The sequence below is a fragment of the Pseudomonas sp. PVC-3-1 genome (genome assembly GCF_057444315.1).
In genome coordinates this window covers 6,316,953-6,332,726 of record NZ_CM172023.1, presented here as the reverse complement: position 1 = coordinate 6,332,726, position 15,774 = coordinate 6,316,953, and the positions used below count along the sequence as shown (strand labels likewise).

General features: G+C 65.6%; 12 protein-coding genes. 7 read left to right on the top strand and 5 right to left on the bottom strand.

Annotation, left to right across the window (positions count from 1 at the left end; genetic code table 11):
* Positions 1 to 82 precede the first annotated feature (82 nt).
* Genes AC2T4A_RS29190 through AC2T4A_RS29165 form a run of 6 tightly spaced genes read left to right on the top strand, consistent with a single transcriptional unit; the run spans position 83 to position 10,311 of the window.
* Positions 83 to 877, top strand: a complete 795-nt coding sequence (locus AC2T4A_RS29190; protein ID WP_416744965.1) for a YfaP family protein — start codon at positions 83 to 85, stop codon at positions 875 to 877.
* A 38-nt stretch (positions 878 to 915) separates the two neighbouring features.
* Positions 916 to 2,664: a DUF2138 domain-containing protein gene (locus tag AC2T4A_RS29185; RefSeq protein WP_486742404.1), complete on the top strand. Its 1,749-nt coding sequence runs from the start codon at positions 916 to 918 to the stop codon at positions 2,662 to 2,664.
* A gap of 14 nt (positions 2,665 to 2,678) precedes the next feature.
* Positions 2,679 to 3,293 carry a DUF1175 domain-containing protein gene (locus tag AC2T4A_RS29180; protein WP_416744966.1) on the top strand — a complete coding sequence of 205 codons (615 nt, stop codon included), beginning with the start codon at positions 2,679 to 2,681 and terminating at the stop codon, positions 3,291 to 3,293.
* Positions 3,290 to 7,843, top strand: a complete 4,554-nt coding sequence (locus AC2T4A_RS29175) for an alpha-2-macroglobulin family protein (protein WP_486742402.1) — start codon at positions 3,290 to 3,292, stop codon at positions 7,841 to 7,843. Before AC2T4A_RS29180 ends, AC2T4A_RS29175 begins: the two co-directional genes overlap by 4 nt.
* Positions 7,844 to 7,846: 3 nt before the next feature.
* The gene (locus tag AC2T4A_RS29170; RefSeq protein ID WP_486742401.1) at positions 7,847 to 9,490 is read left to right on the top strand and encodes a DUF2300 domain-containing protein; all 1,644 of its coding nucleotides are present in this window, start codon (positions 7,847 to 7,849) and stop codon (positions 9,488 to 9,490) included.
* Between the two features lie 5 nt (positions 9,491 to 9,495).
* The gene (locus AC2T4A_RS29165; protein WP_138521215.1) at positions 9,496 to 10,311 is read left to right on the top strand and encodes a YfaP family protein; all 816 of its coding nucleotides are present in this window, start codon (positions 9,496 to 9,498) and stop codon (positions 10,309 to 10,311) included.
* Positions 10,312 to 10,412: 101 nt separating this feature from the next.
* On the opposite strand, the gene AC2T4A_RS29160 is transcribed toward AC2T4A_RS29165, so the two are convergent.
* From AC2T4A_RS29160 to gatC, 5 genes are read right to left on the bottom strand one after another with little or no spacing between them, the layout of a single operon-like run.
* Complete coding sequence (locus AC2T4A_RS29160; protein WP_478377301.1) at positions 10,413 to 10,802, bottom strand: carboxymuconolactone decarboxylase family protein; 390 nt, start codon at positions 10,800 to 10,802, stop codon at positions 10,413 to 10,415.
* A gap of 10 nt (positions 10,803 to 10,812) precedes the next feature.
* On the bottom strand, positions 10,813 to 11,196 hold the full coding sequence (locus AC2T4A_RS29155) for a septal ring lytic transglycosylase RlpA family protein (protein ID WP_478377300.1): 384 nt from the start codon (positions 11,194 to 11,196) through the stop codon (positions 10,813 to 10,815).
* A 54-nt stretch (positions 11,197 to 11,250) separates the two neighbouring features.
* Positions 11,251 to 12,696: an Asp-tRNA(Asn)/Glu-tRNA(Gln) amidotransferase subunit GatB gene (gene gatB, locus AC2T4A_RS29150; protein ID WP_486742400.1), complete on the bottom strand. Its 1,446-nt coding sequence runs from the start codon at positions 12,694 to 12,696 to the stop codon at positions 11,251 to 11,253.
* 14 nt (positions 12,697 to 12,710) lie between these two features.
* Entirely contained in the window at positions 12,711 to 14,165 is a 1,455-nt protein-coding gene (gene gatA, locus AC2T4A_RS29145) for an Asp-tRNA(Asn)/Glu-tRNA(Gln) amidotransferase subunit GatA (protein WP_486742399.1), read from the bottom strand.
* A 19-nt stretch (positions 14,166 to 14,184) separates the two neighbouring features.
* Positions 14,185 to 14,472, bottom strand: coding sequence for an Asp-tRNA(Asn)/Glu-tRNA(Gln) amidotransferase subunit GatC (gene gatC / locus AC2T4A_RS29140; RefSeq protein WP_015475813.1), 288 nt, complete (start codon positions 14,470 to 14,472; stop codon positions 14,185 to 14,187).
* Between the two features lie 240 nt (positions 14,473 to 14,712).
* On the opposite strand from gatC, the gene mreB reads away from it, so the two are divergent.
* Positions 14,713 to 15,750, top strand: coding sequence for a rod shape-determining protein MreB (gene mreB / locus AC2T4A_RS29135; protein ID WP_017518164.1), 1,038 nt, complete (start codon positions 14,713 to 14,715; stop codon positions 15,748 to 15,750).
* Positions 15,751 to 15,774 lie beyond the last annotated feature (24 nt).

Genomic DNA, 15,774 nt, shown 5'->3' with positions numbered 1-15,774 from the left:
GTTCCGCGCGTCGACAAGACCGGTTACATTTGGCTCCCCCGCTATGCACGATCAAGGAATGTTCATGCAGCTCACGCGTCGGATGGTTCGTGCCGTCTTCTTTTTATCAGCCAGTCTCCTGGCTGCGACGGTTGCTGCCGAGCCGAGTGCGGACCTCTCCAGCCCTGCCGCCGGCTGGCGTTATTCCGGCCTGACCGATGATCCCAGCGTGCCTCGCGTGGCCTATCCCACGCCACCCATCGACCGGGGCGGTTCCCGTGGCCGCAGCCTGATCGAAGGCCATCTGCGCGAAGTGGCCGGTATCGACCGCGCCCAGCGCCTGGTAGTCAACGGCAACCCGCTCCCTCTCTATACCGACGCCGAAGGCAAGTTTGTCCGCCCGTACAACTTCGGTGCTGGCAGCAACAGCGTCGAAGTGGCCAGTGCCGAGGGCAAATCCCTCAAGCGCATCCAGTTCTATGAAGCCAACAACAGTCGGGTCGCGCCACGCATCCGCCTGGCGCTGGGCTGGAACGACCCCAAGGCCGAGCTCGACCTGCATATTGTCACGCCTGACGGCCAGCATGCCTTCTGGGCGCGGCCGCGGCTGAGCAACGGCGGCGGCCTCGACCCGGACGGCGTCGATGGCCCCGGCCCGGAAATGTTCACCATGGCTGCGCCGCTGCATGGCACCTACCTGGTCTATGTGAACTACTGGGGCAACTACAACGCCAGCCAGGGTTACAACTTCCAGGAAGGCAATCACGAGCAGGATGTGATCACCGCCGAGATCAACCTGGTGTTCAACGAAAATACCGTCAACGAGAAGCGCGAGACCTTCGTGGTGCCCATGCGCACCATCGGTGATCTGGTGCTGGTGAAGACCTTCAACTACTGAATTCGCCCCTCGCAGGGATGACACGGGACAAGCGATCCATGAGCGACAACACGCCCTCCAGCAGCCAAGACAGTACCCCTACGCCGCCGGCACAGGCTCCGCGCCGTGGCCCGCTGATCGCCATCGGCGCGCTCGCCGCCGCCTTGGTCGCCGGTGGCCTGGCCCTGGCCTTCGGCCTGATTCCCGCCTTCCACTCGGCGCCGGTGGGCACCCTGGAAGCGCCGGAGAGCCCGGAAGTGGTCCGCGACCTCAAGCGCCCGGACGCGCTGATCGAAAGCGCCTCCCTCAGCCAGTTGCCCAAGGCCTTGCTGGAAGTGCCGCTGCTGCGCGATGTGCTCACCGAGGACTTCGTCTTCTACTACGAGAACAACGCCGACCGCCTGGGCCTGACCGGCACCCTGCGACGCATCGTCTACGAACACGACCTGACTCTGAAGGACAGCGTGATCGAGGAGTTGCTCGACCAGCCGGCGCAGGTCGCCCTGTGGCGTGGCGCCGACGGCCGCCTGCGCGACTTCATGGTGGTGCTCAAGCGTGGTGGGCTGGCCAAGGTACTGGAGCCGCTGGCCAAAGTCGCGGCCGATGACACCCAACTGAAGAAGGTCTCGGAAATCCAGGTGAAGGGCAGCGCCACGCCGGTCTACAGCCTGCGCTACGGTGCCGAGAAGGCCTTGCTGTTCGTCTCCCGTGGCGACCAGATGCTGGTGTTGTCGAACCCGAAGATGCTCTTCCCAAACCCGGACTACGACAACCTGGGCGAGCCCGACGCGGCCATCGCCAAGGACCTGGGCACCGCGCTGGAAGGCGAACCGCTGTTTGCCGAGGACTTCGCCCTGGAGCCGCGCGGTGAGCTGAAGCAGCGCATCACCCTGGGTGCCGGTGTGCTCGCCATGGGCTACCAACGCTTCATCCCGACCTTCGCAGGCGTGCGCTTCGATCAGGGCAAGGACGGTTGGCACAGCTACCTGGCGCTCAATGAGGTCGCCCGCCAGCCGGACCTGGATTTCACCCCCGTCTGGCAGGCCATGCCCATGGGCGCCAGCGCGTGCGTCGCGCTGCCGGTTACGCCGGGCCTGTACGACAACATGCTGGTGAAGCTCGGCGCCGAGCAGAAGATGGCCGCCGCGTTCTCCGAGCATCTCTCCGGTGCCGCCGGCCTGTGCTGGTACCCGGAGTCGCGCCTGCACTCGCCGCTGCTCGCGGTGAAGCTCGACGCGCCGGCCAGTCCCGAACTGGACGAGCAACTGGGCAAGCTCTTCGGCAGCATGATCGGCGCCTACGAGGCCAACGTGGAGGCCGGCGCCTTCGAGGTTGAAAGTCGAGCCGAGGGCGAAGGTCGTCTGTGGCAACGCCAGGTCAGCTCGCGCTTCGGCCAGTACCCGGCCAGCGAGGCGGAGAACCCCGACCAGGTCAGCGGCAATGGCTTCTTCCGTGTCAGCCTGCTACGCGACGGCAACACGCTGCTCTTCTCCATCGACGACAAGCTGCTGGACAAGGCGCGCAACACCCTGGCCAAGCGCTTCCCGCCGCTGGCCGACGTACTGCCCAAGGATGCTCTGGTGCCCGCCTACCTGGCGCCCAAGACGCTGTCAGCACTGCTCCAGCGCGAAACCCTCGACAGCCTGCCGCAGGACATCGAGCCGGTGTTCCGCAACGCCGCTGACACGCTGCTCCTGCCACGCCTGAAGACCCTCGCCGGCAACGGCTCCTACGCCCTGACCCTGCCGGCCGGCAGCGAGCCCAGCGGCGAGTGGGAGTGGCTGCCGCTGGAATGGAAGGCGCTGTGATCCGCAAACCCCTCATGCTGCTGGCCAGTCTGCTTGTCGCCACGCTGGCGCATGCGACCGAGCCGGCGCTGGATGCGCAGCAGACCCAGGTGTTCCGCGCCTGGTTCGTGCGCATTGCCGAGGAGCAGCTGCGCCGCGGGCCGAACCCGCGCTGGTACCAGCAGGACTGTGCAGGGCTGGTACGCTTCGCCGCCAACGAGGCGCTGAAGGTGCACGACGCCAAGTGGCTGCGCGCCAATGGCATGTCCAACCGCTACCTGCCGCCGGAGCTGGAACTGTCCGACGCGCAGCGCAATCTCGCGCAGAGCTGGCAGCAGGGGGGCGGCAAGACCGGCCCCTATGTCAACGCGATCAAACTCATTCAATACAACAGCCAGCTCATCGGCCGCGACCTCAACCAGGCGCGCCCCGGCGACCTGATGTTCTTCGACCAGGGCGATGACCAGCATCTGATGATCTGGATGGGCCGCGATATCGCTTATCACACCGGCACTCGTACGGCGACCGACAACGGCATGCGCTCGGTCAGCCTGCAACAACTCATGACATGGAAGGACACCCGATGGATACCCGACGAATCCAATCCCAACTTTATCGGCGTCTATCGCTTGTCCTTCCTGACCCGATGAGCGCGCTGCGCGGCATTGTCGCTGCTCTGGCCTGCGCCGGCCTGTTCGCCGCCGCGCCTGCGATCGTGCAGGCGGACGACGACGTCCCGGCGAGCGGCTACACGCCCATGGCCGGCGAGTCGTTCTTCCTGCTAGCCGACTCGAGCTTCGCCTCAGACGAAGTGGCCAAGGTGCGCCTGGAAGCGCCCGGTCGCGACTACCGCCGCTACCGCATGGAGCCCTACGGCGGCGCAGACATCCGCGTCTACCGCATCGACCAGCCGCTGGACTTCCTCAAGCGCCAGAAGAACCTGCACCGCGTGCTGTCCGAAGGGCAGTTCAAGGGCGAGGGGCTGTCCAATACCCTGGCCTACCTGTGGGACAACTGGTACCGCAAGTCGCGTCGGGTGATGCAGCGGACCTTCTCCTATGAGTCGCGTCAGCAGGTCACCGAGGTAGTGCCCGAGCTGAAGATGGGCAATGCCATGCGCGCGCCGACCCCGTACGATGCGCAGCCGCAGTACGCGCCGATCCCCGGACTGCCGATGGTCAGCCAGTTCCGCTATCCGCTGTGGGATGCCAAGCCGATCCAGCCGCCGAAGGAAGTCACCCTGGCTGGCTCCTCCAGCGAATTCATCAACGTCGCCCCGGGCAACGTCTATGTACCGCTGGGCAAGCTGAAACCCGGCCTGTACCTGGTCGAAGCGCTGGTCGGCAAATACCGTGCGACCACCGTGGTGTTCGTCTCCAACAGCGTTGCGGTGAGCAAGATCGCCGGCAACGAGCTGCTGGTGTGGACCGCGCGCAAGCATGAAGGCACGCCAGTGGGGGGCGCCAAGGTACTGTGGACCGATGGCCTGGGCGTGATGAGCAGCGGGAGCAGCGATGCCGACGGCCTGCTGCGCCTGCAACACGTCAGCCCCGAGCGCTCCTTCGTGATTGGTGAGGACGAGGAGGGCGGCGTCTTCGTTTCCGAAAACTTCTATTACGACAGCGAAATCTACGACACCAAGCTCTATGCCTTTACCGACCGCCCGCTTTACCGTCCGGGTGACTGGGTATCGCTGAAGATCGTCGGCCGCGAGTTCAAGAACTCCCGCGAGTCGCAGTCGCCGCAGAGCGCGCCGCTGCGCCTGTCGGTGATCGATGCCGCCGGTACCACCTTGCAGACGCTCGACCTCAAGTACGACGCCAAGAGCGGCACCAACGGTCGCTTCCAGCTGCCAGCCAACGCCGTAGCCGGTGGCTATGAGCTGCGCTTCGACTACCGCGACCAGACCTACAGCAGCGCCTTCCGCGTTGCCGAGTACATCAAGCCGCACTTCGAGATTTCCCTCGACCTCGCCAAGCCCGACTTCAAGACCGGCGAGCCGGTAAAGGGCAACCTGATCCTGCTCTACCCGGACGGCAAGCCGGTGGCCAACGCTCGCCTGGAGCTGAGCCTGCGCGCGCAACAGCTGTCCATGGTGGACAACGAACTGCAGTACCTCGGCCAATTCCCCGTGGAGCTGTCGAGCGCACAGATCACCACCGACGACCAGGGCCGCGCCGCGCTGGACCTGCCGGCAGCGGAGAAACCCAGCCGCTACATGCTCACCGTGTTCGCCAGCGATGGCGCCGCGTATCGCGTGAAAACCAGCAAGGAAATCCTCATCGAACGGGGCGCCGCGCGCTACCGCGTGAGCGCACCGCAGCGCTTCAGCGCCGCTGGTGACAAGGTCGAATTCAGCTATGCCGCTGAACAACAGACGCAGATCCAGCCGACCGCCTACCGCTGGCTGCGCCTGGAAGATCGCAGCAGCGGCGACGGCACAGTGGCCGACGGCAAGTTCGCCATCACCTTCGACAAGCCCGGCACCTACAGTGTCGAACTGCGTGACAAGGCCGGCCAACTGCTCGGCGGTACCGGCCACTCGGTCAGCGGCGATGGCGTCAAAGCCGTACCGGGTACCGTGGAAATCGTCCTCGACAAGGCCGAGTACCAGGCGGGTGAAGAAGCGCTGGCGTTGATTACCTTCCCCGAGCCGGTGGATGATGCGCTGCTGTCGCTGGAGCGCGACAAGGTCGAGGCCACCGCGCTGCTGTCCAAGGGCGGCGACTGGCTGAAGCTGGAGAAGCTCAACCCCACGCAGTACCGCGCACGCATTCCGGTGAAGCCGGAGTTCTCGCCGAACCTGACCTTCTCCGTGCTCTACACCCGCAGCGGTGACTACAGCTTCCAGAACGCCGGCATCAAGGTCGCCGTGCCGCAGGTGGAGATTGCCGTCAGCACCGACAAGGAGCGCTACGAGCCGGGCGAGACGGTCACCGTCAACCTCGACACCCGCTACGCCGGCAAACCCGTCGCCAGCCATCTCACCGTGAGTGTGGTGGACGAGATGATCTACGCGCTGCAGCCGGAGATCGCCCCAGGCATCGACCAGTTCTTCTACCATCCGCGGCGCAACAACGTGCGCACCAGCGCCAGCCTCGCGTTCATCAGTTACGACGTGGCACTGCCTGGCACACCCAGCGCGCCCGGCCGCGCCAACCGCAGCGAGCGTGGCGTGAAGGTGCTGGAGCGCCCGCGCCGCGAGGAAGTGGACACCGCCGCCTGGGAACCGGAGCTGGTCACCGATGCCAACGGCAAGGCCCAGTTCAAGTTCCGCATGCCCGACTCACTGACTCGCTGGCGTATCACTGCTCGGGCCATGGATGACGAAGGCCAGGTCGGCCAGAAGAAACAGTTCATCCGCTCCGAGAAACCGCTGTATCTGAAGTGGAGCGGGCCGAAACGTTTCCGCAGCGGCGACGCTCCGGACCTCGGCCTGTTCGTCTTCAACCAGGGTGAGCAGGACACCAAGGCCGAGCTGCTGATCCGCGCCAACGGCGTTGAGAAGACGCAGGCACTGGAGCTCAAGCGTGGCGTCAACTATATCGCCCTGCCGCAGCAGCCACTGAACGAGGGTGACTGGACCGTCGAGCTGCGCCAGGACAGCCAGATTCGCGATAGCCTCGGCGTTCACTTCAGCCTGGTGGCCGACAGCTGGCAAGTGCTGCAGTCCAAGCCGCTGCAGGTCAACGCACAGAACACTCCGCTGCAACTTCCGGCGGATGCCCGCGATGTCACTCTGCGCCTGGACGACAGCGCCCAGGCCCTGCTGCGCGGCAACCTCGATTCGCTGCTCGACTATCCGTGGGGTGGTGTCGAGCAGACCGCCAGCCAACTGCTGCCCCTGAGCGTCGCCTATCCGATGCTGGCGAACGGCGAGCCGCGGGTTCGCGACCGTCTGCGCCTGATCATGCAGACCAGCCGCCTGCGTCTGGTGCAGATGGCCGGTCCGGACGCGTACTTCACCTGGTGGGGCGGCGAAGACAATGACGCCTTCCTTACCGCGTACGCCTATTACGCCGACTGGCACGCCAGCCGCGCGTTGGAAATCCAGCTGCCGCCGGATCACTGGCAGCGCGTGCTGGAGCTTTACTCCGCGCGTGCCAGCGCCACGCCGCTGCTGCAGCGCGCGCTGATCCTGGCTTTCGCCCGTGACATGAAGTTGCCGGTGCAGACGCTGGTCAGCGGTCTGCTCACCGATCTGGAGAACGCCGGCAACGGCGAGGCGGCGAAGTCGGTGAACGATTTTGACAGCGACGACAGCCTGGTCATGGGCCGGCCGGACTCTGAACTGGGCCTGGCAGTGGCTCGTGTGCTGACGGCCAGCCTGGCCGAGCAGAACAAGGTCGCGCTGCCGCAAGGCTTCGCCAAGCAACTGGATGGCGCACGCCTGAAGCTGAACACCAGTGATCAGCCGTTCGCCCGTGCCGTGCAGCTCTATAGCGGTAGCGTGGACGCCAACCGCGCCCGCGCGCTGCTGCTGAGCCTGGCGCCGCAGCAGTCCACTATCGAACGCGCCCTCGCGCTGACCTGGATGCAGCGCGCCGTGGCCGATGCTCCGGCTGCCGAGCTGCCCAAACCGGTGGCGGATTGGAAGGAAGGCCGCAGCACCACCGGCGATGCCTTCTGGCATTGGCAGGGTAAGGAGGTGCCCGCGCAGCTGGACCTGAGCGCCGCGCCGTCGCGTCCGCTCAACGCTTCCGTGACCTTCCGCAGCGCCGAAGCGCCGGCCAGCCAGTTGCCGGTGAGCATCAAGCGTCGCCTGCTGCGCCTGGTGCCGGGCGAAGACGCCTTCGCCTTCAGTGCCGAGGCGTTGGGCGACAAGCCGCTGTCCAGCGACGAGCTGTACCTCGACGAAGTGACTCTGACCACCGAGCAGGCGCAAGCCCTGCGCTACGGCATGCTGGAAGTGCCGCTGCCGCCGGGCGCGGACGTCGAGCGCACCACCTGGGGCCTGCAGATCAGCGGTCTGGGCGGTGTCGAGGCGACCAGCCTGGAGCGCGCTCGCAACGAACCCGGCGACCTGTTCTACGGCGTGCCTGTGGATACCCTGGGCGGCGAGCTGCGCTTCCGCCATCTGGTCCGCTTCTCGCAGAAAGGCGAGTTCGTCCTCCCGCCGGCGCGTTACCAGCGCCTCTATGCGCCGCAGGAGCAGGCGCTGGAGCAGCAGCCGGCCCTGGCGAAGATCAAGGTCCAGTAATCCATGCGCGTGCGCCTCGCCGGACTGATTCTGTTGTTGCCGCTGAGCGCCCTGGCGGCGCCCAGCTCGCAGGAGCAGGCGCAGTTGGCCTGGCGCACAGCGCAGGGCGACGAGCTGCTGCGGCTCGGGCCGCAGCAGGTGCTTGATCGCCAGCCGCTGCCCGCGGACCTGCGCGCGCCGCTGGGTAGCCTGTGGAAGCTGTTCGTCTACGTCTGGCTCAGCGACACGGGCCAGCAGGAGCCGGCCTACCAGTGCCGTGGCGAGAGCAAGGAAGAGGTCTACTGCTGCTCGGCGGGGCAGAGCATCGAGCGTGATGCCGCGCTGGTGAAGTCCTGTGGCCTGTATTTCCAGCCGCAGCGCCTGGGCATCGACCGTTCGGTCTGGCAGCAATACTGGCAGGCGCGCTATGCGCCGGCCTGGGTCACTCAGTTGGACAAGCTGGCGCCGCGGACCGAAGTCCCGGTTGCCGAACTGCTCGAACAACTTCAACACCTGCCCGCCCAGGAGCAGGCCCGGAAGGTACTGCTGGACGTCAGTCTCGCCGCGGATGACGGTCGCGCCGCGGCTTCACTGGGCGGACGCCTGCGGGTGAAAACCTGGAGCTGGGACGAGAATGGCCCGCGCGAGGGTGGCTTTGCCGGGTGGCTGGTGGACGGGACGCCACTCTGGGCTCGCGGCCCGGGCACCAGCAAGACGGTGCTGGCGAAGTACGGCAACGCAATCGGCGGCGCCTTGCCGGCTCCGTGGCCCAGTGATCCTGGGCGCTGCGTGGAGGTGGGGCTGTTCAGCCGCTATCCGCTGAAAGAGGTCTACGACGTACGCAATCAACCTGCCACCGAAGGCCTGTTGGCGGGCCGGCAGAGTGTGTTGTTCGCCAATGGCGTCCGACTGGATGTGAGCAGCAGCGGCGATCTGTTCCTCGAGCGCGGTGCCGAAGGCCCACGCCTGACTGCGCGCCTGTCCCGCGAGGAGTACGTCGCCCGCGTGCTGGATCGCGAGGCGTCCGCTACGCCGCCGGAGGCGGCCAAGGCGCTGGCGGTGACCATCCGCACTTATCTGTTGCAGAACGGCGCGCCGCGCGGCGACTGCCTGAGTATCGACGACAGCAGCCAGCGCCAGCGCGTGGCGCCGCGCCCGGCCAGCGAAGCGGCGCGGGGCATTGCCGCCTGGACGGCCGACCTGGTGCTGGCCGGTGGCACCGTCACCTATCACTCGGACGAGGCGGGGCAGTCGAAACTGTCCTGGCGCGACGCTCAGGAACAGGCAGCCAAGGGCCTGCGCTATGACGCGATCCTTGCTCGCGCTTTCCCGCGCACAAGCCTCAGCCGTTGGAGCAATCCGATCGCCGCCTGCCAGCCGCTACCGGAGGCGGAGCGTTGGCTGAAGGCGCAACGGCGGGACTGGCGTCCGCGCCTGGAAACCGAGGCAGGCTATGAGGAGTTGCAGTCGTTCGCCGTGTGCCGCCTGAGCAGCGGCCGGCCCTACGTTGACCGGGAACGCCAGCGCATCTACGTGCGCGGCCTCTACTCCCAGCAGGATCGCCTCGACCTGGCTCATGAATATCTGCACCTGGCTTTCCAGGCGCACCCCAATGGACAAGACGAGGGCTACGTGGAAAGCCTGGCCCGTCGCCTGATACTGGAATGATCAGCATGAAACTCGCCCATGTGCTCCGCCTGTCCCTGCTTGCCAGCCTGATTCCGTTGGGTGCGCAGGCCGCCGAATCGCCGATCAGCCTGGATACCCCACTGGGCGGCTGGCGCTCGGGCGACGGCGACAAGGCCGACTTCCGGCAGACGGTGAACTACCCGGCGTCCTCGGTGAACTCGCGGGAGGACCAGTCCGACACCGCGCGCATCCGTGGCGAAATCCGTGGGTTGCCAAAGGACAGCAAGGAACCGGCACGCCTGGTGGTCAATGGCGTGGCCATGCCGATGCGGGTCGAAAGTGACGGACGGTTCGACCGTCCGTTCGCCTTCCCGGCGGGCTCCAACAGCGTCGAAGTCGTCAGCCCGGACGGCCAGCAGCGCAAGCGCGTGCAGTTCTACCACGGCGGCGGTGGTGGCGAGGTGGCGGCCAAGCTGCGGGTCATGCTGTCCTGGGATTCGGACAATACCGACCTTGATCTGCACCTGGTGACGCCCGATGGTGGGCACGTCTGGTACGGCAACCGCTCACTGCCCAACGGCGCGGCCCAGGACGTCGACGTGACCACTGGCTATGGCCCGGAAATCATCGCCAGCCCAACTCCGCTCAAGGGGCAGTACCTGGTCTATGTGAACTACTACGGTGGCGGCTGGAGTTCGGACGAAAGCTCCGGCGACGTGAATGCAGCCAAGCCGCTGACCACGGCGCAGGTGACCATCGTCACGGAGGAGGGCACGGTGAACGAGAAGCAGGAGTCCTTCCTGATCCCGATGCGCCAGCCGGGTGAGCTGACCCTGGTGAAGCGGTTCAGTTATCCATAAATGAATGTTCAGGCCTGCGTAGGAGCGGACTTTGTTCGCGATGGCATCCGGCGCGATTCGGACCTATCGCGGACGGAGTCCGCTCCTACGTAACGTCTGAATCAGGCGTTCTGGTCTGCCTGCCACGCGTCGATCACTTCCTGCGCCGCGCGGAAGGCATCGATAGCCGCCGGAACACCGGCATAGACCGCGCAATGCAGCAGCGCTTCGCGAATCTCTTCCACCGTGCAGCCGTTGTTCAGTGCGCCGCGCACATGGCCTTTCAGCTCTTGCGGGCATTTGAGCGCAGTCAGCGCGGCCAGGGTGATCAGGCTGCGGGTCTTGCGCGGCAAGCCTTCACGGTTCCACACGCCACCCCAGGCATGCTCGTTGACAAAGTCCTGCAGCGGCTGGGTGAAGTCGGTGGCGTTGCCCAGCGCACGATCGACGAAAACGTCGCCCATCACTTCGCGGCGAACCTGCTCGCCGGCCTTGCGGTTGTCGTTGCTCATTCTGGCTCCTTCAGAGACCTTCCAGGCGCACCGGCGCGGTGCCGGAGCGCAGCATATTGAGTTGTTCGGCAGCGGCTTTCGAGACGTCGATGATCCGCCCGCGGCCGAACGGCCCGCGGTCATTGATGCGCACGACGACGCTGCGGCCGTTGTCGAGGTTGGTGACTTTGACTCGCGTACCGAAGGGAAGAGTGCGGTGCGCGGCGGTCAGGGCGTTCTGGTTGAAGCGCTCGCCGCTGGCGGTGCGCTTGCCATGGTGGGCCTTGCCGTAATAGGACGCGGTACCTTCGGCGCGGTAGCCGCGGCCGGAAACCTCCGAGTCGCTGTCATATGACGTGGTGCTACAGCCGGCCAGCAAGGCCAGGCAGCCGACGAGGGCCATGGGTCGCAGCATCGAACCTCCGGACGAAAAAACGCCGGGCAAGCCCGGCGTCGTTGAAGTGTGGGCTCAGGCTTCGAGCTTCTTCTTCAGCAGTTCGTTCACTTGTGCCGGGTTGGCCTTGCCCTTGGCGGCCTTCATGGCCTGGCCGACGAAGAAGCCGAACATCTTGCCGCGCTTGGCTTCGTCGCTGGCGCGGTACTGTTCGACCTGCTCGGCGTTGGCTGCCAGCACGTCATCCAGCAGCTTCTCGACGGCGCCGGAATCGGTGTTCTGTACCAGGTCCTTGGCCTTGATGATCTCGTCCGGCGAGCCCTCGCCCTCGGCCAGGGCAGCGAACACGGTCTTCGCGGCCTTGCCGTTGATGGTGCCGTCCTTCAGGCGCAGGATCATCTGGCCCAGGTGCTCGGCGGAGACCGGCGATTGCTCGATTTCCAGGCCGTCCTTGTTGAGGAGGCTGGAGAGCTCGCCCATCACCCAGTTGGCGGCCAGCTTGGCATCGCCACAGATGGTCTGGACCTGTTCGAAGTAGTTGGCCATCTCGCGGCTGGCGGACAGCACGCTGGCGTCATAGGCGGACAGGCCGTACTGGCTCTCGAAGCGCTCGCGTTTCTGGTCCGGCAGTTCCGGCAGCTGGGTGCGCAGGTCGTCGAGGAAGGCGCGCTCAATCACCACCGGCAGCAGGTCCGGACAGGGGAAGTAACGGTAGTCGTTGGCTTCTTCCTTGCTGCGCATGGAGCGCGTTTCGTCCTTGTTCGGGTCGTAAAGGCGGGTTTCCTGCACGACCTTGCCGCCATCCTCGATTAGCTCGATCTGACGCTGCACTTCGTGGTTGATCGCCTTCTCGATGAAGCGGAAGGAGTTCACGTTCTTGATCTCGGCGCGGGTGCCGAACTCGGCCTGGCCCTTCGGCCGTACCGAAACGTTGCAGTCGCAGCGCAGCGAACCTTCGGCCATGTTGCCGTCGCAGATGCCCAGATAGCGCACCAGCGCGTGGATCGCCTTGACGTAGGCCACGGCTTCCTTGGCGCTGCGGATATCCGGCTCGGAAACGATTTCCAGCAGCGGAGTACCGGCGCGGTTCAGGTCGATGCCGCTCATGCCGTGGAAGTCTTCGTGCAGGCTCTTGCCGGCGTCCTCTTCCAGGTGCGCGCGGGTGATGCCGACGCGCTTGACGGTGCCGTCTTCCAGGGTGATGTCCAGGTGCCCCTTGCCGACGATGGGGTGGTCCATCTGGCTGGTCTGGTAACCCTTGGGGAGGTCCGGGTAGAAGTAGTTCTTGCGCGCGAACACGTTGCGCCCGGCGATTTCGGCGTTGATCGCCAGGCCGAACTGGCAGGCCATGCGCACGGCCTCCTGGTTCAGCACCGGCAGGGTGCCGGGCATGGCCAGGTCGATCAGGCTGGCCTGGGTGTTGGGGGCGGCGCCGAAGGTGGTGGCGCTGCCGGAGAATATTTTCGATTGGGTGGAGAGCTGTGCGTGGATTTCCAGCCCGATCACGGTTTCCCATTGCATATCGTAATCCTTCCTCAGAACCCAGCCGGTGCTTGTGTGTGCCAGTCGGTGACCAGTTGGTACTGGTGCGCGACGTTGAGCAGGCGGCCTTCCTGGAAGTATGGCGCGAGCAGTTGGACACCCACCGGCAGGCCGTCGACGAAGCCGGCGGGCATGGACAGGCCCGGAATGCCGGCGAGGTTGGCGGTGATGGTGTAGATGTCTTCCAGGTACTGGGCGACTGGATCGTTGTTCTTCTCGCCCAGTTTCCAGGCCGGGTTCGGCGTGGTGGGGCCGAGGATCACGTCGACTTCTGCGAAAGCATTGGTGAAGTCGTTCTTGATCAGGCGGCGAATTTTCTGAGCTTTCAGGTAATACGCGTCGTAGTAGCCAGCGGAAAGCGCGTAGGTGCCAACCATGATGCGGTTCTTCACTTCGGCGCCGAAGCCTTCGGCGCGGGAGCGCTTGTACAGGTCCTGCAGGTCCTTCGGGTCTTCGCAGCGGTAGCCGTAGCGAACGCCGTCGAAACGCGACAGGTTGGAGCTGGCTTCTGCGGGCGCGATCACATAATAGGCAGGGATCGCGTGCTGCATGTTCGGCAGGGAAATCTCCTTGACCACCGCGCCGAGCTGCTTGAGCTGCTCGACCACCTTCATGACCGCATCGGCGATGCGGCCGTCGAGACCTGCGCCGAAGTACTCCTTCGGCAGGCCGATACGCAGACCGGTCAGCGGCTTGGAAAGGGCGGCCAGGTAGTCGTCCACTGGCTGGTCGACGCAGGTGGAGTCCTTCGGATCGAAACCGGCCATGGCACCGAGCATCAGTGCGCAGTCCTCGGCGGTGCGGGCCAGCGGGCCGCCCTGATCGAGGCTGGAGGCATAGGCGATCATGCCCCAACGGGACACACGGCCGTAGGTCGGCTTGATGCCGGTGAGGTTGGTCAGCGCGGCCGGCTGGCGGATCGAGCCGCCGGTGTCGGTGCCGGTGGCGGCCGGAATCAGGCGCGCGGCCACGGCGGCAGCCGAGCCGCCGGAGGAGCCGCCCGGCACGCGGGAGGTATCCCAGGGGTTCTTCACCGGCCCGTAGTGGCTGGATTCGTTGGCCGAACCCATGGCGAATTCGTCCATGTTCAGCTTGCCCAGGCTCACGGTGCCGGCGTCGGCCAGGCGCTCGACGACAGTGGCGTCGTAGGGCGAGACGAAAGCGTCGAGGATCTTCGAACCGCAGCTGGTGCGCACGCCCTGGGTGCAGAACAGGTCCTTGTGGGCGATCGGCGCGCCCAGCAGGGCACCGGTCTCGCCTTTGGCGCGCCGCTCGTCGGCCGCCTTGGCCTGGGCCAGGGCGCTCTCTTCGGTGACGGTGATGAAACTGTTCAGCTGCGGGTCGAGCTGCTGGATGCGCGCGAGCAGGGCAGTGGCCAGTTCCTGGGCGGAGAATTGCTTGTCGGCGAGTCCGCGGGCGACTTCGGCGAGGGTCAATTGATGCAGCATATGTCCGTGTCCTTAGCGCTTACTCGATGACTTTCGGGACGAGGTAAAGGCCGTCTTCCACGGCCGGCGCGATGGCCTGGTAGGCTTCGCGGCGGTTCTCCTCGGTGACGGCGTCGGCACGCAGGCGCTGGGTGGCTTCCAGCGGGTGGGCCAGGGGCTCCACGCCGTCGGTGTCGACCGCCTGCATGGCGTCGATCAGGCCGAGGATGTTATTCAGGGTGTCGGTGGTACGCGAAATGTCGGCTTCCTCCAGGCCCAGGCGGGCGAGGTGGGCGATCTTTTCCACGTCGGAGCGTTCAAGCGCCATCGAGGTCTCCAGCTAGAGCGGCCCGGTTCGAACTGGACCTGGCCGGAAGGAATTGGTGGGGGCAGGGAACAGAACCCGCGGCGGACCGTCGAAGGCCGCTGGGACGGGCCTGCAGGCCCGAAAAACGAGGAATCTAGCATAAATTGCCGCCTTGCCCAAAACCCCCGTCATTGTTAGAGTTTGCCGCACTTTTTTACCCGCGCACTTTTCACCCACGCGCCACCTATGGGTTTCTTTCCAATGTTCAAAAAACTGCGTGGCATGTTCTCCAGTGATCTGTCGATCGACCTGGGCACTGCCAATACCCTTATTTATGTGCGCGAGCGCGGCATCGTCCTGAACGAACCGTCCGTGGTCGCCATTCGTAGCCACGGCAGCCAGAAGAGCGTGGTGGCGGTCGGTACCGAAGCCAAGCGCATGCTGGGCCGTACCCCGGGCAACATTGCCGCCATTCGTCCGATGAAGGATGGCGTGATCGCCGACTTCAGCGTCTGCGAAAAGATGCTGCAGTACTTCATCAACAAGGTTCACGAGAACAGCTTCCTGCAGCCCAGCCCGCGCGTGCTGATCTGCGTACCGTGCAAGTCCACCCAGGTGGAACGCCGCGCGATCCGTGAATCGGCCCTGGGCGCTGGCGCCCGTGAGGTGTACCTGATCGAAGAACCGATGGCTGCAGCCATTGGCGCCGGCCTGCCGGTGGAAGAGGCCCGTGGCTCCATGGTCGTCGACATCGGCGGCGGCACCACCGAGATCGCCCTGATCTCCCTCAATGGCGTGGTTTACGCCGAATCCGTCCGCGTCGGCGGCGACCGCTTCGACGAGGCCATCGTCACCTACGTGCGCCGCAACTACGGCAGCCTGATCGGCGAATCCACCGCCGAGCGCATCAAGCAGGAAATCGGCACCGCCTTCCCGGGCGGCGAAGTCCGCGAAGTCGACGTCCGTGGTCGCAACCTGGCCGAAGGCGTACCGCGCAGCTTCACTCTGAACTCCAACGAAGTGCTCGAAGCGTTGCAGGAATCGCTGGCGACCATCGTCCAGGCGGTCAAGAGCGCTCTGGAGCAGTCCCCGCCGGAACTGGCTTCGGACATCGCCGAGCGCGGCCTGGTGCTGACCGGTGGTGGCGCGCTGCTGCGCGACCTGGACAAGCTGCTGGCCCAGGAAACCGGCCTGCCGGTGATCGTCGCCGAAGACCCGCTGACCTGCGTCGCCCGTGGCGGCGGCAAGGCGCTGGAAATGATGGACCGTCATTCGATGGACCTGCTTTCCACCGAATAAGGTAGGAAAGCCCTGTAAAGGTCG